Genomic DNA, 18,878 nt, shown 5'->3' on the forward strand with positions numbered 1-18,878 from the left:
TCCGCATGTCTTCCGTCATGTATAGTATTTTTCGAACTCCCTCCCCAGCAATCGCAGGATCTTCTGCAACTCCTCATTCAGGTTCGTCACCCGTTTCACCCTCCTCCCCTCCTCGACCATTTCAAACTCCCGCACCCTCCGGAACCGGAAGAAGATCCATTTCAACGTAGGCCGCTGGGTCTGTTTCTTCGTCTGGCTGGTCACCGTTTCGCCGGTTCGCTCCAATTCTCGTCGCAGCTGGAACTCCGTGAGTGCGTAAATGAACAGGCAGAGCACCATGACCATCGCCAGTGCCTGGATCCGGGATATCTTCTTCAAAAAGACCTCAGCAACCCGGAACGACTTATCCTTCAGGAACCGAAACCCCCGTTCCACCGCCCCCTGTCCTTTGTAGTTGGCGAGCAGTTCGTCGGCTGACAACTCCAGATCGTTCGTTGCCAGGACAAACCTCCCGAGGATCCGCCGTTCCTCGGCAAGCACCGCAGGGTTGTACTCGATCTCCGCTGTACTCTTGTACGACACCTGGACCGGTTCCCCGTTCTTCGGCCTCCCCCGTTTCTTCTCCTGCTTGTGGGTGATCGTGGCGATGTCAAGGTTACGGAACTGGTATCGCGGATGCCGTTCCAACCACTCCTCGGCTGCCATACGCGCATCCGGTTCACAGGCAAACTCCCGGGCACAGAGCTTCCGGAGCGATGTTCGCGCCCGGTCCAGATCCTTCGCCAGGTTCTTCTCGAACGTCTTCTCTTCCCGCTCATACATCGGAACTGACCGGTACAGCACCCATTTCTGCCGGATCCCGGCATACTCACTGCAGTGCTCCTGGTAGGTGTAGCGGTCGTCGGTACACGGCAAGAACGGGTCTTCGGTCCGGACCAGGTCCCGCTCTTCCTTGATTGTGGCCGGGACCCGGCTGATCCAGAACGTGTGCTGCCCCAGGGCCTGCAGGTTGGGTGCGGTGTAAAAGGCTGAATCCGCCACATGGTAGACCTTCTCATCGGATCTCAGGTTTTCTTTGAGGTGTTGGATGATGGTCAGGATCGTCTCTTTGTCGGATTCGTTGCCGGAGAATGTCTGGAGAAAGAGCGGGATCCCATACTGGTTTGAGGCTATGCCGAGGACAAACCGTTTGAGGTCCCACCGGCCATCCTTCGGATGGCCGTAGGTGATCGCGATCTCGCCCACATCGAGGTCGGGCTCATACGCCCCGGTGACGCTGAAGTTGGTGGTATCGATGTGGATACAGTGGGAGCCGAAGTCGGTCGGAAGAAGGCATGCTGCAACGATCTCGTTGAAGAGCTCAGTTGGGCCGTAGGCAGCGATCGCGTCCAGCGTTCGGCCGAGCACATCGTCGTTGAGGTGGTCCCGCGTGATGCCCTCCCCGAGGAGACGTTCGACGGCGATGTCGTCAAAGAAGTCAGGAAACAGGTAGAGACGGCGCTCGATGAACCCGAGACCGTTGAGAACCATGGCTTTGAGCACCTGGGCGTGGCTGAGATGGTGGGGACGGGTTTTCGGGAGAGCAGCGTCGATCACATCAGCGATCTGGAGGGAGTCGTAAGCACCGGCGACAATGCCGAGATGGCCGATGGAGAGGATCGAGGTGTCGTCGAAACCATCAACGAGAGGCATATGAAAGGTTATTTGCTGAAAGTACAAAGATCTTGCGGTTTTGGATATTTAGAAAGGGGTGGTTCTTACTGCGGATGATCGGATTGAGTATGAATCGCGATCTGAACGCGTCAATCAATATTATGAGATTGGGGCTGCAATCTCTCGGTTAACATCCGTAGATGCCCGCGACTTTAGTCGCGGGAGCAGTCACTTACCCGGTCTCGCGTGAAGGCCGGACGACCATTCACCGCAGGCTCCGAAGAGAGCCACTGTCAAACATTGGAGAACTTCAGGTCCGGTGTTGCCGGAGAAAATTCAGGAGAGAGGAGAGCATCACGCCCTTCACCCGAAGATCTTCCGGGAGAGCTCCAGCGCCTCGATGGCGGGCATCTTCTTCCCGGTCAGGAACTCGATCGCTGCCCCGCCGCCGGTGGAGATGTGCGTAAACCTCTCCTCGATACCGAGCCGCTCGATGGCCGCGCCGGAGTGCCCTCCGCCGACCACCGAGAACTGCACGGTGGAGGCCGCCTTCAGGAGCTCGAACGTGCCGACGGCGAACTGCTCCTCCTCGAAGAGCCCGGCCGGCCCGTTCACCACGACCGTCCCGGAGCTGGCGATCTCCCCTGAGAGGCGGTCGATCGACTCGCTCCCGAGGTCCAGCACCTGGGCGTCCTCCGGGATGGCGTCCACCGGGTACTCTGCCCGTTCGCTGTCCTCACGGACGGCGACCGAATGTGGCAGAGAGATCCGGGTCCGGTAGGTTTCAAGGAGACCCCGTGCCTTCTCGACCTCGCCGCGGTAACCGAGATCGTCGATCAGCCGGGCCGAAGGCCGCCCGATGTTGTAGCCTGCCGCAAGCAGGAAGACGTTTCCGACCACACCGACCACGATCACGCGGTCGGCCGTTCCCCGCGCGAGAACGTTCTCCGCGACCGCAAGAGAGTCGTCCACCTTCGTCCCCCCAAGGACAAAGGTGACGGGACGCGGGGCGCCGGAGAATACCCGAGAGAGGTTCGCGACCTCCTTCTCCATCAAGAGGCCGGCGACCGACGGGAGGGCGAGCGGCAGCCCTACGATCGACGGCTGCGACCGGTGCGCGGTGCCGAAGGCATCGTTGACGTAGAAGTCGGCCATCGACGCCAATCTCCGGACAAGGAGGGTCTTCTTTGCCTCCTCCGACTTTAAGGTCAGGTTCTCCTCGGCGGCAAACCGGAGGTTCTCGAGCATCAGGACGTCCCCACGCTTTGCATTCCGGACCGCCTCCCGGGCGCACCGGCCGAAGATGTCCTCGACGTAGGTCACCGGGCGACCGAGCAGCCGCTCCAGCTTCGCCGCGTGCGCCTCAAGCGTCGTGAAATCCTTCTTGCCGGGCCTGCTCTGGTGGGTGAGGACGACAAGCCGCGCATCCTCGAGTGCCTGCACCGTCGGCAGGTGCTCGCGGAACCGCTTGTCGTCCAGAATCTGGTTCGACGAGGGATCGATGGGCGAGTTGAAGTCGACCCGCAGCATCACCGTTCCCGTCAGTTTCCCCGCACCAGCAAGCGTACCGATCTCCACCAGGTATCACCTCGAACTCTGATCAGACGCTCCGCGCCTTAATCTTTTTCAGGCGGAAGAGCTCCTCACGTTCCATCTCATCGAGCCGCATCTTGATAAAGTCTCTGGCCTCGGTGAGCTCGGGGATCACCTTGAACTCGAGCGCGTTCACCCGGCGCTTGGTGCCCTCGATCTCATCGAGCAGCCGCTTCATGGTCGTCTCGATCTCGGCGGCCTCGATGATCGCCTCAAGCAGGTCTTCAAACGCCTCCGCGGTCTCGTCGATGACGGCAGAGGTGCCGAGCATCCCGTAGCCGCGGTCGAGCACGCCCTTTCGGACGGAAGACGCCTGGATCTCCGGGACGACGACGCCCATAATGTTCTTACTTTTGAGGGAGATCTCGGGGACGTCCGCCGTCGAGAATGCGGCCGCCTTCACCCCGATCGCACCCTCGACGGTCTCCGCGAGGGCTATCATCTCCATCGCATGTGTATACCGCTCCAGCATTGCGCCGCGGCTGTCCTTCGCCTGCTGCAGCACCTTGAAGAACTCCAGGATCAGCCCATCGCGCTTCATCTTGAGGATGTTATAGCCGCGCTCCGAGAGTTTGATCCGTCGTTTGACGTTGATCAGCTCAGATCGGGTCGGCTTGATGTCTCGCAGCGCCATGGATACTTACCCCTGCGCCTTCTTCCGGTACTTCGGGTGATACTTCTGGATCAGTTCGCGGTCGATACGTACGAGCTGTTCTTCAGGCAGTGTCGCAAGGAGGTCCCAGCCGAGGTCGAGCGTCTCCTCGATCGACCGGTCTTCGTAGAGGCCCTGCCGGACAAACCGGTCCTCAAAGAGGTCGGCGAACTCAAGGAACATCCGGTCACGCTCCGAGAGCGCGTCCTTGCCGACGATGGCCACAAGGCCACGAAGGTCGTTACCCTCGGCATACGCCGCGTAGAGCTGGTCCGAGACCTTCTTGTGGTCCTCGCGGGTGTGCCCCTTGCCGATACCGAGGTTCATCAGACGTGACAGCGAGGGCAGCACGTTGATCGGGGCGTAGATGCCCTTCCGGTGCAGATCACGGTTGACCACGATCTGGCCTTCGGTGATGTAACCGGTCAGGTCCGGGATCGGGTGGGTGATATCGTCACCTGGCATCGTCAGGATCGGGATCTGGGTCACCGAGCCCTTGACGCCCTTGATGATACCGGCACGCTCGTAGATACTGGCAAGGTCCGTGTACATGTATCCCGGGTAGCCGCGCCGCCCGGGCACCTCTTCACGGGCCGCCCCGATCTGACGGAGCGCCTCGCAGTAGTTGGTCATATCCGTCAGGATGACCAGCACGTGGTAGCCGAGGTCGAACGCCAGGTACTCGGCCGTGGTGAGCGCGAGCCGTGGCGTGATGATACGCTCGACGGCCGGGTCGTCTGCAAGGTTTAAAAAGACGACCGCCCTCTCAAGGGCGCCGGTCTTCTCGAAGTCGGCCATGAAGTAGTTGGCCTCTTCCCGGGTGATACCCATCGCCGCAAAGACCACGGCGAACTCTTCGGTCGACCCGGGGACCTTTGCCTGCCGGGCGATCTGCAGCGCCACATCGTTGTGAGGGAGACCAGATGCCGAGAAGATCGGGAGTTTCTGACCGCGAACCAGGGTGTTCGTCCCGTCGATCGTCGATATGCCCGTCTGGATGAAGTCCGCAGGGGGCGCCCTGGCGTAGGGGTTGATGGCCGCACCGGTGGTCTCGAGCCGCTTTTCGGGCACGATCTCCGGGCCGCCGTCGATCGGCTTGCCGCCGCCGGAGAGGATACGACCGAGCATATCCCTTCCCACCGGCATCTTGATCGTCTCACCGGTGAAGCGGATCCCGGAGTCCCTGCCGATACCCGCGGTGGTCTCGAAGACCTGGACAACCACGATCTCGTCGCTCGTGTCCAGCACCTGGCCGCGCTTCTGCGTGCCGTCGGCGGTCACGATGTTGACGAGCTCGTTGTAGCCCACCGGCTCCGTCTTCTCAACGAAGATCAGGGGGCCGGCAATCTGTGCAATCGTCCTGTACTCCTTCATGGTCACGCCGCCCTCATCGCTTCGAATTCAGTTTCCATGTCTTTCAGGATCTTATCGAGCACGGGCTCGTAGTCCTTGATGAACTTGATCTGCACAAGCTCGTTCTTGCTCTTGATGCCGACGACCTGTTGCGGGGTCGCTCCCCCGATCTGGGCGGTACGCGCGAGGTCGGCGTAGCGCTTGATTGCCTTCATCATGTCGTACTGCTTGGCCATCGGGCAGAACGTATCTACCGCATCGTAGGCGTTCTGTTGCAGGAAGATCTCGCGGATCATCCTCGCCACCTCGATGGTGACCTGCTCCTCGTCGGGCAGAGCGTCGGAACCGACCAGCTGGACGATCTCCTGGAGTTCGGCCTCCTTCTGGAGGACACCCATCGCCCACGCCCGGAGCGGGTTCCACTCGGGCGAGACCTCGCGGTCGTACCATTCGTTGAGCGCGTCAAGGTAGAGCGAGTAGGAGTTCAGCCAGTTGATCGCCGGGAAGTGCCGGCGCTGGGAGAGCTTCGCGTCCAGTGCCCAGAAGACCTTGACGATACGCAGGGTGTTCTGGGTGACCGGCTCTGAGAAGTCGCCGCCGGGCGGAGAGACCGCGCCGATGACCGAGACCGAACCGCTCGTGCCGTTGTTGTTCACCACGCGGCCTGCCCGCTCGTAGAATTCCGAGAGGCGTGCCGCAAGGTATGCGGGATACCCTTCTTCGCCGGGCATCTCCTCAAGACGGCTCGAGATCTCACGCATGGCCTCAGCCCACCGGGAGGTGGAGTCGGCCATCAGGGAGACATCGTAGCCCATGTCTCTGAAGTACTCGGCAATCGTGATCCCCGTGTAAACGGATGCTTCACGGGCCGCGACAGGCATGTTCGAGGTGTTTGCGATCAGCACCGTCCGCTCCATCAGCGGCTTGCCGGTCTTGGGGTCCTCAAGTTCGGGGAACTCCGTCAGAACCTCGGTCATCTCGTTGCCGCGCTCACCGCAGCCGATGTAGACGACGATCTCCGCATCGGACCACTTTGCGAGCTGCTGCTGGGTGACCGTCTTGCCGCTCCCGAACGGGCCGGGGATAGCCGCCGTGCCGCCCTTGGCGATGGGGAAGAGACCGTCCAGGATCCGCTGACCGGTGATCAGCGGGATGTCCGGGTTCAGTTTCTCCTTCACGGGGCGGGGCACACGGACCGGCCAGCGCTGGAGCATCGTGATCTCGGTGCCGTCCTCGAAGGTGCAGATGGTCTCGTCGACCGTGAAATTGCCGCCCACGATCTTCTTGATCTTACCGCCCTTCGAGCGGGGCGGGACCATGACCTTGTGGACGATGTTCGTCTCCTGGACCGTCCCGAGGATATCGCCGGCCTTGACGACATCACCCACCTTCATCGTGGGCACGAACTCCCACTTCTTCTCGTGAGAGAGGCCGGGAGCCGAGACGCCGCGTTCGATGAAGTTGCCCATCTTGTCCACGAGCACCTCGAGCGGCCGCTGGATCCCATCGTAGATACTGGTCAGCAGACCGGGCCCGAGCTCCACTGCGAGCGAGAGACCGGTATTGCTCACCGGCTCGCCGGGCCTGATGCCGGCGGTGTCTTCATAGACCTGGATGATGGTGTTCTCACCCTCGATCTTGATGACCTCCCCCATCAGTTCCTCATCGCCGACCTTCACCACGTCGTACATGTGTGCGTCGAGACCGACAGCAGTGACGACCGGCCCAGAAATCCGTTTCAGGGCTCCATGAGCCCTGTTTTCTTTTCCTTTCTTCATTACTTCCACAGATCAACACCCACCGATCTCTTGATTCTCTCTCTCATCGACAGGCCGCCCTCTTCTCCGCCGATCGCGATCACCGTCGGCTTGACGGAGTTCTCGAGGGTGGTGCGAAGCCGCAGGGGGATCCGCTCCATGTCGCTGCCCTTCAGCACGAGGATGCCGACGTCCCTGTCATCCAGCACCTGGTTGATGTACTCGACCAGCCGCTCGTCGGTCTCGGCCGCGTAGGTCTTTCTAACCCCCGCGAGCCGAAACCCGAGGATGAATTCACTGGTACCGACTATTGCGATCTCCATTCTACATCACCAGGTAGCCCTGTAATCGCTCACCGGGGAGGCCGGCCTCCTTACCCCGGGCGAGGGCGCGAAGGTTCGCGACCTCGTACTTCTTCTCCTCAAGGTAGACGATGACCGGAAGGATCGAGAACGGATACCGCTTCGACATCCGCTCCATCTGATCCAGCTGAACCCGGGTCAGCGCAACCTCGATCTCGTGGATGGCGGTCGTGCCCCGGATCGCCTCGAGCGCATTCAGGAGCGGGGTCATCTTTACCTGTCGCTTTAAGGCGTCGATGAACTCGTCCTGGTCCTCAAGCCCCGAGAGCCGCTGCAGTTCTTCCACCTTAAAGGAGCCGCCGGGGATCATCAGTTCCCTGACATCCTCACGGATGTGCCCCGCCCGGAGACGGAAGAGATTCTGGATGTTCCGGATATCGATCTCAAGCCGGATGTACTTCAGGAAGATCTCACCGCCTTTGACGCCTTCCGTGGCGTCGGCGACGAGCCGTGCGTAATAGCCCTTGTAGAGCTCGTTCTCGAGATGGGCAAACGACCCGGTCTCCATCGCACGGGGAAGTTCCCGCTCGATGACCGGGTAGAACCGCTCGCCCTTGAGCGCCTCGGCGACCCGTTCCGGCGACTCCTCGGCGATCAGACGGTCGAGAGCGATCTTGTCCAGCTTGCCGGCCGGGATCAGGACCTCCTTGATCTTACCCGGCCGCATACCCTGCATCTTACCGCGCAGGATAGTGACGACGTTCTGGATATCCCATCGGCGCAGATAACTCGCGGTGAAGTACTTCAGTTCCCCGGGCACAAGCTCCAGGATACTCTGGTACTCCTTGGCAAGGTTCCAGCTCAAGGCCTCCTCAACGAGGTTGATCCCGGAGAAGGAGGTGCCGAGTTCATCGATCTCGGACCGGTAATTGGTCTCGCCGATGAACCGGGTGATCTCAGGCAGGCTCATATTCAGCATCCGGAGATAATCTTCGCGCGGTATCAGCAGTGAGCGCCGTACCCGCATGCGGGTGCAGGCGTAGATGTAATTGGTCGCCAATCCGCTACTTATCCCTGCCATGTATGAACCCCCTCATGTAAACAGTATATCCGACGCATCCTTCAGGGCGGATTCCCAGATCTCATCCAGAAACGTGCTGTAACTGAAATCGAGCTGCAGCTCGCCGTCGATACTCTCGACGATGATGCCGCCGGGAATCTCAACCGGGTCACCCACGGCGTAGCCCGAGAGAGTCTTTAACCGGGAGATGATTCCTTCGGCAACCGGGATGTCCCGCTCGTTTGTATGCACGGTACCTTTCTTAATCTCCTTCGCCGCTCTCTTCAACAGGTCTGTGAGCGCCTTCTCGTGGAACTCAGGAGGCAGGTCACCGACAGCAGCGAGCGAGGCCGAGTAGACCTGATCCAGGAGCACCTTCTGGGCGTTTAAGACCTGTCGTTTGACGACGAGGTTCGCCGCCGAGGCTTCCTGGTTGATGGTGTGGGTGGTCGCCCGGTCTGCTTCCTCTTCAGCCGAGACCTTGATCGCGGCAGCCCGGGCCTGTGCATCCTTCAGGATCTCCTCGACATCGGCCCGGGTCTCTGCCCGGGCCGCCTCAACCTCTCTTCGCCCTTTCTCCCGGATCTCGTTGACGACTGCTTCGAGTCCCATGGTTCACTCCATCAGAACAGAAGCAGCAGTGCAACCACAAGACCGAAGATGACGATGGTTTCGGGAATAACTGTCAGGAGCAGCACCAGACCGAATACGTCGCGGTTCTCTGCCGTCGCCCCGACCGCAGCAGAACCGATCGCCATCTCGGCGACACCGGCGCCGATGCCGGTGAGGCCGACAGCGAGGCCTGCACCGAGTGCTTTCATTCCCAACTGCGATGCCTGTACCATTTCAAGAGTCATGCCAACATCTACCATTTTTACTCCTCCATAAACTTAGATTTCATGCCAAATGGATTGTACTTCTTGCCTCCACCTTTGTAGAACTTGGTGAAGAACTCAACATAGTGAAGACGAATCGAGTGCAGACCGCCGCCGAGGAGACCAAGTGCTGTGTTTAGCAGGTGGCCCAACAGGAGGACGAGAATGCCGAAGATGATGATGATCACGCCGACCGGTGTGATCGCTTCAAGCTGGGGCTGTATCATCATGCCAATCGCGATGAAGTTGACCACCATCGCAATAGCGACCGAGGATAAGCCCACCGCCACAAGACGGGCGTAAGATAACACGTGACTGATGATCGACGGGAGTTCGACGAGCTCGAGCGGATTCTCCTGGGCGATGCCTATGATGCCTGCCACCAGAAGGACTGCTCCTGCTACGGCGGCAACGTTGAACCCCATGACGACAACAGGAAGACCCGTCAGGTCGGGCATCAACGGAATGGCGTAGAAGGCCCAGATCATGATGATGATCCCCCACATCGTCCCGAGCCATCCGGCGTTGGCGATTGCCGCCTTGGCCGCATGCTTCCCATGGTGGAACTTCCGGGCATTGACCATGCCGAGGATGCGCCCGAGCGTGATGTGCAGGATACCGATCCAGATCGCAAGGACCATGAGCTCGGCTACCTGGGGGCCGTGACCGCCCGCGGCAACCCCTATGTTGAGGTGCCGGGAGAAGAACAGCGCCGGCCATGGGAGCGCAGCCCCGAAGAATTCGCTGTAGAGTATGCCGAATATGATGCTTGAGATGCTTGCGTAACTGAGCACCTTGAGGAGCATCCTTCCTTCGTCGCCTTTCAGGAACTTCCGCAGCCCGAGGCTCAGGGCAAGCAGGATTGCTCCGTAGCCCACGTCGCCGAGGATCAACCCAAAGAAGATGGGAAACACAACGGCTACCATCAGCGTCGGGTCGAGCTCGGAGTACCTGGGCCGCGCGTAGATATCCATGAGCACCTGGGTCGGTGAGGCGAACGACGGGTTCTCATACTCCACCGGGACACGGGAATCGTCCTCGATCTCCAGTTCTTCGATGTATACCCGCCCACCGGTCACCCGCTCGAGTGCATCCCGGATCCTCTCCGCCTGATCGCCAGGCACCCACCCTTCAGTGATAAAGGTCTCCTCTGTGGTAGCAAACCGCAACGGGGCTTCCGCCCGCTCTACATCAGCCGTGAGTAGTTCATCGCATGCTACCAGGAGATCGGTGTGCCTCTCCCGGACCCCCGCTATCTTCTCATTGACCGCGGCAATCTCGGTATTTGCCTGCCGGGTCTCGTCGATATGAGCCGCCAGGCGATCAGCCGGCGCCCCGGTCTCCTCCGGGATGGGGATCACCTGGAACCCGGCATCGAGAAGGGTTCGCTCGACCTCTTCACGGTGCTCGTTTGCCACCACGACGACGATCATGTTGCCGTCCACCTTATCGGAAAAATATTTCTCGTGGGGGACGTCGATGGACACATCGTGCATGATATGCCCGGTAAAGACGGTAAACCGCGTATACCCGCGGTAGAGTTCCAGATCCAGGGGGACCGCAGCAAACGGTTCCAGTTCTCTTGCGCGTTGCTCGTGCTCCTTCTGCCGCGCCTCCAGCTTCGAGCGTGTTGCGACGAGGTCTTCTACCTCCTTCTGGATGGAGGGAAGATCCGTCTCTATCATCGCCCTGACCTTCGATGCGGGGAGCTTTGTTCTGATTTCTACGTTATCCGGGTCTATCCCGCACGCATTCTCGATCGCTCTGACCTTGATGAGCGCCGAAGCCGCATCGCTCGCCCCGGGAAGCGGGTGGCCGATCGAGAGCGCTTCAGCGGACTCGCTCTCCGGCACGAAGTCTTCGATGTGATAGACGTTGTGACGGTAGAGCTCGCTGATGATGGTCTCGATCTCACCCTTCGGGGTCGCGATGAGCAGCCGGCGCATCTGTTCAGGCCGTAACATGCAGTTGCTCCTTAAACCGTGCAACAATCAAGTCTACAGCTCTTGCAAGGTTCTTGTTCCCCGCTGCCTTCAGCTGTTCTGCGCGCGCTTCACCCTCCTTAACAATCTCTGCATATCTGCTCTGCGCCTGGGCCCGTGCCTCGGCAAGGCGTTGATTCCTGTACTCCGCGGCATCGTTCTGTGCCTTCAGGACCAGGTTGTCAGCCTCCATCTCGGCATCCGAGAGGCTCTTCTTCCTCTCAGCCTGCGCATCACGGATCATTGCCTGATACTCTTCTTCAGTTTCCCTGATGCTTTTCAGGACATCGGTCTTCATCAAACCCTCCTTCTCACGGCTCATGAATATTTGATGAAAATAAGCATATATTTATTGTTGTTTGTCCGCGGAGGAATTTTCCGTTTCCAGATGCTTCACTGTCACCCCGAAGGGCAGTTGTTCGATCGAAACGCCCCCGGGAATTCCGGCAAGCGAGAGCCCGGAGAGCTCCGTCGACGAGCAGAGCAGGTGCTGCTCGGGATGGGTCCCCCGGCGAATATCGCAGGAGAGAACGATCTCCGGGGCGACTGAGACGACCATCGATAACCGCTTCGACCCGGGGTGGTCCTTCGGGAGGACGACGAGGGGGATATGGTATCGCCGGACCATCTCGAGCATCATGCGTGCCTGCTCGACAGGCCCGCCTTCCGGCATGGAGACGGCAATCAGGTCGTCGGGGTCGACTGCGAGGCAGTACTCGTCGTCAGGGACCTCGATGCAGAGTGTGAACCGGGAACCGGCGTTCCCCACAAGCAGAAAAGAGCGTTCTCCCTGGATGAGCAGGAGGTCCCCCCCGAGGGGTACGGTCATCCCGCCCGGCCCGGCGGGGGGGCTCCCGGAAGCGCCGCCTTCAGACTTCTTCGACATCTTCCGACTGGCAGCTCGGGCACATGGGCCGCTTTCCGACGCCTTTGAATCGCTCGCCGCACTCTTTGCACCGGTAACTTGTGCCCTTTACCCGCTCATCATCAAACTCGATATCGACAGGTCCACCAACTGTACACATCTGGCATCACCAGGAGAGAAGTGGGGGGCGGAGAATATAAAACCCTATCGCGGCACCCCGGGCGGGAGGGGGCGCGGAAGGTATAAGGGCCCTAGACAACGACGGTGAAGACCACGAGCGCGATGATGAGCATTACGGCTGCGTGTTTGACGCCCGCCCGGATCGACGCCTCCCCCATCTGCCCGGCGATCAGGCCGGAGAAGAGTGCCTGGATGAGGCACCCGTGGTAGAGGAGGCGTTCGAAGGTTATGATGGGGGTGTGCCCGATAGGCACTGCGGCGGCCACCGTGCCGCCGGTGGAGAGGGCGTTGACATCGGCCAGCACGGAGAGAAACTGGATATCGATGATGGTCACAACGAAGACGAAGACGATGAAGACCAGGTAGATGATGGCGGTGTAGATGAACATATCAGCCTCTCTCTCGCGCTTGAGGTTCTCCGAGATCGCTGCGTCGCGGGCTGCGATGTTCAGCACTTCACCGATAGATCCGGTCATCCGGCTCGCTGTCGTGATCAGGGTCACCGCCCGGGCGATGGTGGGGGTGCGTATCCGCTCCTCAAACCGCACGAGCGCCTCCTGGACGCTGGCACCCCACTCGATGTCACGCTTGACCTTCCGGATCTCGTAGGTCAGCACCCCGAGATCTGCCTTTACGAGGATCGAGATCGCCTGCGCGAGTGTCAGGCCCACCTGGTTTATTCCGGAGAGGCGATTGAGGAACTCGGGGATCGCCGCTTCGAGCCCCATCACCTTTCTCCGCCAGAACAGGTGAACGATGCCGAAAGGGAGAAGGACGATCAACAGCGCCACGATCATGTGGTCGTCCAGGACGTCGACGAGGATCTCGGGGTCGGCGTAGGCCGGGGTCGCAAGGACGGTGAGGAGGACGTACCCGAGCGCGACCGGCACCGTCACGTAGAACGTCCGGTTCGGTTCGACGAGGAACGCCTGGAGGGGGTGGCGCACGAAGGCCCGGATTTTCCGGACCCGATCGTAACGCTCCAGTTGCCGGGAAGACTGCTCGTCGCCGGTACGCTCCTCGACCCGGACGTCGGCGAACTCACGGAGCCAGCGTGCCTCGGTATACCGCTCGACGGTCTCGGTCTTGATCGAGATTGCGTCGATTGCAAGGATGAAGAAGAGCGACCCGACCGGGATGAGGAGGTAGATGACGATGGAGAGTTCCAGGATCGGCGCGCCGCTCATGAGACCCATGACGACCATGACGATGATGATAAAAAGCGGGCCGGCGACAAAGAGCGTCACATAGGCCTCGGCAGCCAGCTGGAGCGTGGAAAGAAAGGTCTTCTGCTCGAACCGGGCATCTTCCTGGTATATCCGCACCCGGGCATCAAGGAACCCGAGTACGTCTCCCCCGCTCTCGACCACGGAGATGAGGTCCTGAACGAACTCCCGCAGTTTCTCCGAAGGGGTTGTCTCCTGCAGGTGCCGGAGCGCCGTGATCTGGTCGTAGCCGAAGTAGTCGGTGTCCCGGACGACGCGGCGGAACTCGTGGGCTGCTTCACCGTAGACCGCCGAGTTCATACTGATCGCCCGGAAGATCCCCATCATCTCCGCCCCGCCCTGACGCATGGCGTACATGTAGGAGACGGCGTTATGGAGCAGCAGGTTGATCCGGGTTGCCCGGTTCTTCTTCAGGATGGACGGGTATCGCAGGAAGAAGACGTAGGCGGCGTAAGCGGTGAGGACGAAGATGACTGCGCTCGCGGCGACCTGCAAGAGATCGATCATGGCGTCCGTCTGGACGAACCCCGGCAGCCGGAGGGCAAAGACGTTGTAGACCCTGACCCTCACCTGCGGGAGAACTGCAAGATGCATCGCCAGGAACCCCAGAGTGGCCCAGAAGAGGCCGAAGAGCCCGGAGATGAGGAACGTTCGCAGGAGGTAGCGGTCAAGCGTCACCCCACTGTTCGCCGCAATGAGGTCCTCGTGGAGACCCCGGTAGCGCAGGGGGTCGCGTCCCACCCACCAGCGGACGAGTCGGCGGAACCGCGCGGCCGCGGGAAGCATCACCGGATCAACCCACCAAGGTCGTCGAGGGAGGCGAGCACCCGGTCAGGCTCGATCGCGAAGGCCTGGATGATCCGGGCAACCGCCCTGTAGTCTTTGATACCCTGCTCGCGCATCGCAAGAAGGATCTTCCGTCTAATCTGCAGTTCCTCGTCGAGCCGGGTCCGATTCCAGCCGCGGTATCCCATGATCTCGGCGTAGATCCGGGACCGTCCGGAATACGAGAAGGTGTCGGGTACGGGGTTGTACTCGTAGACCGTGTTCACCTGGAGGTTGCCGGTGAGCGGGTCGATCCCGGCCAGTTCGACGATCTCCCGGCACCTCCTCACGCGGTCGGGCCCCCGGTGGGTGAGCGCCTGGACGGATATGATGTCGAGCGCCTGGAGCATGTTCCTCGGCACGTTGAGCGGCTCGCTCCCCAGGCGGTGGATCGCCGCGTCGACCCCGCCGGCATGCATGGTGGAGAACGTCGTGTGCCCGGTATTCATCGCCTGAAAGAGCGTCTGGGCTTCCCTCCCCCGGACCTCCCCGACAAGGATGTACTCGGGGCGCTGCCGCATCGCGGCCTTGAGGAGATCGAACATCCCGATGGTGATGGTGCCGGACCCCTCGAATGCCGTCTCGCGTGTGACGCTCGCGATCCAGTTCTCGTGAAAGAGCGTGATCTCGCGGGTGTCCTCGATGGAGACAATCTTTGCAAGCGGGGGGATGAAGAGAGCGACCGCGTTGAGCGACGTGGTCTTTCCCGATGCGGTGCCGCCGATGAAGAGCAGGCTCTTGTTGTTCTCGATCGCCATCCAGAAGTAGACGAGCTGATCGACGTCGAAAGTGTTCGTCTCGATCAGTTCCACGGGCGTAAGCGGTGTCTCGCGGAACTTCCGGATTGTGAATGACGTGCCGCGGGTGGTGACCTCGGTGCCGAAGGTGAGCTGCAACCGTGAGCCGTCGGGGAGGGTCGCGTCTACGATCGGGCTACCTATGGAGATGTGCTTCCCCGAACGCTGGGCGAGCGTGATCGCAAGCGAGTTTAAGGCCGACTCATCGAAGAGGATGTTCGTCTTGATGTTCTGGTGCTCCCGATGATACAGGAAGAGCGGAATTTGCGTGCCGTCACAGGATATATCCTCGATCCGGCTATCGTTGATCAGCGCATCGATACGCGACCAGCCGAGGAAGTTGCGTTCGAGGTAGTAACGGAGCCGGAAGACCGAAGCATCGGCGAGGGCGAGGCCGTACTCCACGAGGAGGCCCTCCATCTTCCCGGAAAGGACCTCCCGGCGGTCGGAGGCCATGTCATGGTCGTCGAGGATCAGAACGTCGCGGAGGTCGTCGAAGAGCCGTTCCAGGAGTTCGTACTCGAACTCCGAGAGCACCGGCTCGAAGAGAAGGTATTCGGCCTGGTTTGTCTGCGTGTTCCGGGCTACCACGGCGAGGGCAAGCCCTTCGGTGATCCAGTAGCGGCCGATCTCCTGGTAGCCCGCCGGGACCACCGCATCCACGAGGTGGCCGTGCGTTGCGGGGTCATACCGCGCCGTGGCCCCGTTGTCCTTCCGGGGGCGGAGGAGACGGCCCAGGAGGCCAGTCGGACTGAACCGGGCCGTGTCTCTTCCTGCCGTCACCGCAGCACCCTCGCTGGACGGTGTGCTGCCTCCTTCAACCGTTGGCTCGCTGGCCTCCCCCTGCATATGCTCCCGTGACCTCTCTTGCTCCAATCCCGGCCACCTTTCCCGGTGGATGGGCGGGCTAAGATTTATACGTGTGATCTGGAGCGGCATCCTTATAAACCTGCTTTTTCGCGCAGAGTAGCCTCCTCCTGCCGCAACTTCCAGAGAACCCGCACAGGACCAGAACGTTTTAATCGCGACTCTCATATAGTAGATATCCATGCATGACCGCCTCCAACTACGGATGCCGACGGGCATCGCCTCGCTCGATCCCGTGCTGGACGGGGGCGTTCCGCCGGGATCGGTGGTGCTGCTTCTCGGGGAGCACGGTGCCGGCAGCGTTGAGTTTGTACAGACCTCGCTCATGAACCTCTGCATCCTGAAGCGGAGCGGAGCGGCCGGCGAGCACCTCATGCTCCCGGAGAGCGTCGCGTATGTGACGTTCACCCGGATGCAGGAGGATATCCTTGAGGAGATAGCCCTCTCGTTCAACCCGGGTCTTTACGAGCAACTTGAGACGGGGATCGTCTTTCACGACCTCTCGGAGCTCTACTTCGATGCCAGCATCGTCCCCCCGGGCTGGTACGGGGAGGGGAGCGTCATCGAACGTCTGCAGAAGAAGCAGCGCAGGGAAGATGGCAGCATCCTTGCAGAACTCTCCCGGGTGCTTGACGGGTGCCCGAAGAACAGCCTGGTCATCCTGGACTCGCTGACCGATATCGCCCCGCCGCAGATGGAGGGGGTCCGGCGGCATGCGTTCGTCGCCTTCCTGCGCGGGCTGCAGCGGGCGGCGAAACGCCGGAACACCACTGTCTATCTCCTGCTCACTTCCGGGATCCTGGACCGGTCGCAGGAACTTGAGATCGCCGACTGCGTCGACGCCACAATCCTCTTCCACTGGGAGGAGGCCGGCGCGCAGCGCCGGCAGCGGGTTATGTACTTCGGGAAGTTCCGGGGCGTGATGCCCCGCCTCGAGGACAGGGACCTGGTGAGGTTCGCGGTCTCGATCTCGGCAACAGGGGGGTTTGAGGTGCGCAACATCAGGGTGGTGGTATAATGGCAGGCCGGGTGAAGTTCGGGGTCGAGGGGCTCGACGAGATGCTCCTCGGGGGGCTTCTGGAGGGGAGCATCTGCGCGATCGTCGGTACCTACGGTACCGGAAAGACAATGTTCGCTCTCCAGTTCGCGTATGCGGGACTCAAACAGGGTGAGAAGGTGATCTACATCAGTCTCGAAGAGCGGGAAGAACTCCTCCGCGCCACTATCGCGCAGAAGGGGTGGGACCCGGAGGTTGTCGGCGACCGGCTCTACCTCTTGAGGCTGGACCCAACCGACTTCAACCTCGCTATCAGCAGCATCAAGTGCGAGCTCCCTGCTCTCATCAAGAGTTTCGGGGCATCAAGAGTGATCATCGACCCAATATCGCTCTTCGAGGGACTCTTTGTGGACGATGCCGTCCGGCGACAGGAGATGTTCGGGTTCGTCGAGATGATGCGGGACGAGGCCTGCACCCTGGTGCTGACGAGCGAGACCAACACGGCAAACCCGGAGGAGAGCAGGTACGGCCTTGCCGAGTACCTGGGAGATACGGTGATCCTTCTCCATCGTGTCCGGTCCCCGGGGCTCACCGAGGTGCACCAGGCCCTCGAGGTCGTGAAGATGCGTCGATCGGCCCATTCCCACGAGATCAAGCCGTTCGAGATCTTCCAGGACCGGATCAGGGTCTACTCAGAGGCGAGTTTGTTCTAAGCGACGCGTGCCCCTTTGGGGCAGGCGGAGCTTGAGAAAATTGCGCAGCAATTTTCGATGGCGACGCTTCGCAGAAGCGGAGTGCCAGCAACGTGGTAAGAGGTCTCACGCGAGCAGATTTACAGGGGCGTATGATGTTCTGTAGAACCAGAGCCCACCAGGGCGCCCCCCCGGCGGCAGCCGGGGTCACCCCCGTGCGCCGCTGCCCCGGCCGGCCCCCTTCTTCTTCTGCATCTTCTGCCACCGCTTGAGGATGAACGCCGCGACGGCGAGGGAAAAAAGCGTGTTGAAGAGCACCCAGATGACCGGGTTCTCGAAATCGGTCCCGATCAGATTCCCGTGCACGACGGCAAAGAGGAGCACGACGTACATCAGGCCGTGCACCCACCGCCAGTACTTCGGGATATACTTCCGGAGCAGCACGGCGGCGAAGGCAATATAGAGGAGGTAGAGCGCGGGTCGGCCTGCGTTCAGCCAGAACCGCTCCCAGGGGAAGAAGACCGGGATGAATATGGCGGGGTTTAACGACGCTATGGCGAGAGTCACGGGGTGCAGCGTCGGGAGGAGGAGGCCGACGGCGGCGAAGGTGTGGTGCACGTTAAGAAACGGCCTGCCGAAGACTTTCATGATCTCCCGGAGGAACGGCGTCAGGATGACCGCGATGCCGAGAGAGAGGAACCCCCACAGGGCGAGGAGGCGGGCTACGACGCGGAGCGGATCCTGGTAGGGCGTGGTCAGCACCACTGCAGCGACGATCGCATACAGGGCCAGGATGACGGCGGCAGCGAGCATCCCGGCCCGGGGGAGAGACATGGTTCCTGAAGAGTTACGGAGAAGAGATAAGGGTTTCGGCCCGGGTGTGGCCCGGGAGCGGGCCGGCCGGCGCCGGGGACATCCGGAGTTCGAGCACGTGAGGGGGGCAACGTGCAAGCGTTTGGAGCCCCAGGCATTCGGAGGGGTTCGAATAATCATGAGGAGAGAGGGGTGTGACTATTTCCCGATCGCACTCCGGGCACGGATTTCGAGGGGACTACGCACCTGCGGTGCTCGTGCTCCGGACGCTCCCGTCCATCGCATATCGCCACGCACTGCCCCCGCGCCAGGGGGCGGGGAACGACTGCCGGAACGGCAGGAGTTGGAGCACCGTCAGGTGCAGATTGCGACGGGCCATGGGGCCGGAGCATGAGCATCGCAGGTGCGGAGGAGGAGGCCGGAGGCCGGGCGGGGAACGACTGCCGGAA

The 18,878-nt window shown here is 61.1% G+C and carries 18 protein-coding genes; 2 read left to right on the forward strand and 16 right to left on the reverse strand.

Features of this window, described 5'->3' with window-relative positions; translation table 11 throughout:
* Nucleotides 1-15: 15 nt before the first annotated feature.
* The 15 genes from BRA49_RS02460 to BRA49_RS02530 form a co-directional block, all read right to left on the reverse strand.
* The gene (locus BRA49_RS02460; RefSeq protein WP_292383149.1) at nucleotides 16-1,632 is read right to left on the reverse strand and encodes an IS1634 family transposase; all 1,617 of its coding nucleotides are present in this window, start codon (nucleotides 1,630-1,632) and stop codon (nucleotides 16-18) included.
* 324 nt (nucleotides 1,633-1,956) lie between these two features.
* Nucleotides 1,957-3,171, reverse strand: coding sequence for a phosphoglycerate kinase (locus BRA49_RS02465; protein WP_394339098.1), 1,215 nt, complete (start codon nucleotides 3,169-3,171; stop codon nucleotides 1,957-1,959).
* A 22-nt stretch (nucleotides 3,172-3,193) separates the two neighbouring features.
* Nucleotides 3,194-3,820, reverse strand: a complete 627-nt coding sequence (locus BRA49_RS02470; protein WP_292383150.1) for a V-type ATP synthase subunit D — start codon at nucleotides 3,818-3,820, stop codon at nucleotides 3,194-3,196.
* A 6-nt stretch (nucleotides 3,821-3,826) separates the two neighbouring features.
* Complete coding sequence (locus tag BRA49_RS02475; protein WP_292383735.1) at nucleotides 3,827-5,212, reverse strand: ATP synthase subunit B; 1,386 nt, start codon at nucleotides 5,210-5,212, stop codon at nucleotides 3,827-3,829.
* A gap of 2 nt (nucleotides 5,213-5,214) precedes the next feature.
* Complete coding sequence (locus BRA49_RS02480; RefSeq protein WP_292383151.1) at nucleotides 5,215-6,969, reverse strand: ATP synthase subunit A; 1,755 nt, start codon at nucleotides 6,967-6,969, stop codon at nucleotides 5,215-5,217.
* Nucleotides 6,969-7,271 (reverse strand): V-type ATP synthase subunit F, encoded by a 303-nt coding sequence (locus BRA49_RS02485; RefSeq protein ID WP_292383153.1) that lies wholly within the window; start codon nucleotides 7,269-7,271, stop codon nucleotides 6,969-6,971. Before BRA49_RS02485 ends, BRA49_RS02480 begins: the two co-directional genes overlap by 1 nt.
* A 1-nt stretch (nucleotide 7,272) precedes the next feature.
* The gene (locus tag BRA49_RS02490) at nucleotides 7,273-8,331 is read right to left on the reverse strand and encodes a V-type ATP synthase subunit C (protein WP_292383155.1); all 1,059 of its coding nucleotides are present in this window, start codon (nucleotides 8,329-8,331) and stop codon (nucleotides 7,273-7,275) included.
* A 12-nt stretch (nucleotides 8,332-8,343) separates the two neighbouring features.
* Nucleotides 8,344-8,922 carry a V-type ATP synthase subunit E family protein gene (locus tag BRA49_RS02495; protein WP_292383157.1) on the reverse strand — a complete coding sequence of 193 codons (579 nt, stop codon included), beginning with the start codon at nucleotides 8,920-8,922 and terminating at the stop codon, nucleotides 8,344-8,346.
* A gap of 11 nt (nucleotides 8,923-8,933) precedes the next feature.
* Entirely contained in the window at nucleotides 8,934-9,182 is a 249-nt protein-coding gene (locus tag BRA49_RS02500; protein ID WP_292383159.1) for an ATPase, read from the reverse strand.
* 2 nt (nucleotides 9,183-9,184) lie between these two features.
* Nucleotides 9,185-11,149 carry a V-type ATP synthase subunit I gene (locus BRA49_RS02505; RefSeq protein WP_292383160.1) on the reverse strand — a complete coding sequence of 655 codons (1,965 nt, stop codon included), beginning with the start codon at nucleotides 11,147-11,149 and terminating at the stop codon, nucleotides 9,185-9,187.
* Nucleotides 11,136-11,465 carry a V-type ATPase subunit subunit G family protein gene (locus BRA49_RS02510; RefSeq protein ID WP_292383162.1) on the reverse strand — a complete coding sequence of 110 codons (330 nt, stop codon included), beginning with the start codon at nucleotides 11,463-11,465 and terminating at the stop codon, nucleotides 11,136-11,138. Before BRA49_RS02510 ends, BRA49_RS02505 begins: the two co-directional genes overlap by 14 nt.
* 51 nt (nucleotides 11,466-11,516) lie before the next feature.
* Nucleotides 11,517-12,053 carry an alpha/beta hydrolase gene (locus tag BRA49_RS02515; RefSeq protein WP_292383163.1) on the reverse strand — a complete coding sequence of 179 codons (537 nt, stop codon included), beginning with the start codon at nucleotides 12,051-12,053 and terminating at the stop codon, nucleotides 11,517-11,519.
* Nucleotides 12,037-12,192, reverse strand: coding sequence for a hypothetical protein (locus BRA49_RS02520; RefSeq protein ID WP_292383165.1), 156 nt, complete (start codon nucleotides 12,190-12,192; stop codon nucleotides 12,037-12,039). Before BRA49_RS02520 ends, BRA49_RS02515 begins: the two co-directional genes overlap by 17 nt.
* Before the next feature lie 91 nt (nucleotides 12,193-12,283).
* The gene (locus BRA49_RS02525; protein WP_292383167.1) at nucleotides 12,284-14,224 is read right to left on the reverse strand and encodes a type II secretion system F family protein; all 1,941 of its coding nucleotides are present in this window, start codon (nucleotides 14,222-14,224) and stop codon (nucleotides 12,284-12,286) included.
* Nucleotides 14,224-15,909: a type II/IV secretion system ATPase subunit gene (locus BRA49_RS02530; RefSeq protein WP_394339102.1), complete on the reverse strand. Its 1,686-nt coding sequence runs from the start codon at nucleotides 15,907-15,909 to the stop codon at nucleotides 14,224-14,226. Before BRA49_RS02530 ends, BRA49_RS02525 begins: the two co-directional genes overlap by 1 nt.
* A 199-nt stretch (nucleotides 15,910-16,108) precedes the next feature.
* On the opposite strand from BRA49_RS02530, the gene BRA49_RS02535 reads away from it, so the two are divergent.
* Entirely contained in the window at nucleotides 16,109-16,945 is an 837-nt protein-coding gene (locus BRA49_RS02535) for an RAD55 family ATPase (protein ID WP_292383170.1), read from the forward strand.
* Entirely contained in the window at nucleotides 16,945-17,637 is a 693-nt protein-coding gene (locus BRA49_RS02540; RefSeq protein WP_292383172.1) for a KaiC domain-containing protein, read from the forward strand. The genes BRA49_RS02535 and BRA49_RS02540 overlap by 1 nt, the downstream gene beginning before the upstream one ends.
* A gap of 186 nt (nucleotides 17,638-17,823) precedes the next feature.
* On the opposite strand, the gene BRA49_RS02545 is transcribed toward BRA49_RS02540, so the two are convergent.
* The gene (locus BRA49_RS02545) at nucleotides 17,824-18,450 is read right to left on the reverse strand and encodes a hypothetical protein (RefSeq protein ID WP_292383174.1); all 627 of its coding nucleotides are present in this window, start codon (nucleotides 18,448-18,450) and stop codon (nucleotides 17,824-17,826) included.
* Nucleotides 18,451-18,878: the final 428 nt, after the last annotated feature.

The sequence above is a fragment of the Methanoculleus sp. UBA430 genome, from assembly GCF_002506585.1.
Classification (GTDB): domain Archaea; phylum Halobacteriota; class Methanomicrobia; order Methanomicrobiales; family Methanoculleaceae; genus Methanoculleus.

What these genes read in the sequence shown, in the direction of transcription:
- BRA49_RS02475 (WP_292383735.1), bottom strand. Translation starts at nt 5,212, where the DNA reads ATGAAGGAGTACAGGACGATTGCACAGATTGCCGGCCCCCTGATCTTC.
- BRA49_RS02460 (WP_292383149.1), bottom strand. Translation starts at nt 1,632, where the DNA reads ATGCCTCTCGTTGATGGTTTCGACGACACCTCGATCCTCTCCATCGGC.
- BRA49_RS02530 (WP_394339102.1), bottom strand. Translation starts at nt 15,909, where the DNA reads ATGCAGGGGGAGGCCAGCGAGCCAACGGTTGAAGGAGGCAGCACACCG.
- BRA49_RS02510 (WP_292383162.1), bottom strand. Translation starts at nt 11,465, where the DNA reads ATGAAGACCGATGTCCTGAAAAGCATCAGGGAAACTGAAGAAGAGTAT.
- BRA49_RS02515 (WP_292383163.1), bottom strand. Translation starts at nt 12,053, where the DNA reads ATGTCGAAGAAGTCTGAAGGCGGCGCTTCCGGGAGCCCCCCCGCCGGG.
- BRA49_RS02500 (WP_292383159.1), bottom strand. Translation starts at nt 9,182, where the DNA reads ATGGTAGATGTTGGCATGACTCTTGAAATGGTACAGGCATCGCAGTTG.
- BRA49_RS02480 (WP_292383151.1), bottom strand. Translation starts at nt 6,969, where the DNA reads ATGAAGAAAGGAAAAGAAAACAGGGCTCATGGAGCCCTGAAACGGATT.
- BRA49_RS02470 (WP_292383150.1), bottom strand. Translation starts at nt 3,820, where the DNA reads ATGGCGCTGCGAGACATCAAGCCGACCCGATCTGAGCTGATCAACGTC.
- BRA49_RS02490 (WP_292383155.1), bottom strand. Translation starts at nt 8,331, where the DNA reads ATGGCAGGGATAAGTAGCGGATTGGCGACCAATTACATCTACGCCTGC.
- BRA49_RS02540 (WP_292383172.1), top strand. Translation starts at nt 16,945, where the DNA reads ATGGCAGGCCGGGTGAAGTTCGGGGTCGAGGGGCTCGACGAGATGCTC.
- BRA49_RS02525 (WP_292383167.1), bottom strand. Translation starts at nt 14,224, where the DNA reads ATGCTTCCCGCGGCCGCGCGGTTCCGCCGACTCGTCCGCTGGTGGGTG.
- BRA49_RS02505 (WP_292383160.1), bottom strand. Translation starts at nt 11,149, where the DNA reads ATGTTACGGCCTGAACAGATGCGCCGGCTGCTCATCGCGACCCCGAAG.
- BRA49_RS02485 (WP_292383153.1), bottom strand. Translation starts at nt 7,271, where the DNA reads ATGGAGATCGCAATAGTCGGTACCAGTGAATTCATCCTCGGGTTTCGG.
- BRA49_RS02535 (WP_292383170.1), top strand. Translation starts at nt 16,109, where the DNA reads ATGCATGACCGCCTCCAACTACGGATGCCGACGGGCATCGCCTCGCTC.
- BRA49_RS02495 (WP_292383157.1), bottom strand. Translation starts at nt 8,922, where the DNA reads ATGGGACTCGAAGCAGTCGTCAACGAGATCCGGGAGAAAGGGCGAAGA.
- BRA49_RS02520 (WP_292383165.1), bottom strand. Translation starts at nt 12,192, where the DNA reads ATGTGTACAGTTGGTGGACCTGTCGATATCGAGTTTGATGATGAGCGG.
- BRA49_RS02545 (WP_292383174.1), bottom strand. Translation starts at nt 18,450, where the DNA reads ATGTCTCTCCCCCGGGCCGGGATGCTCGCTGCCGCCGTCATCCTGGCC.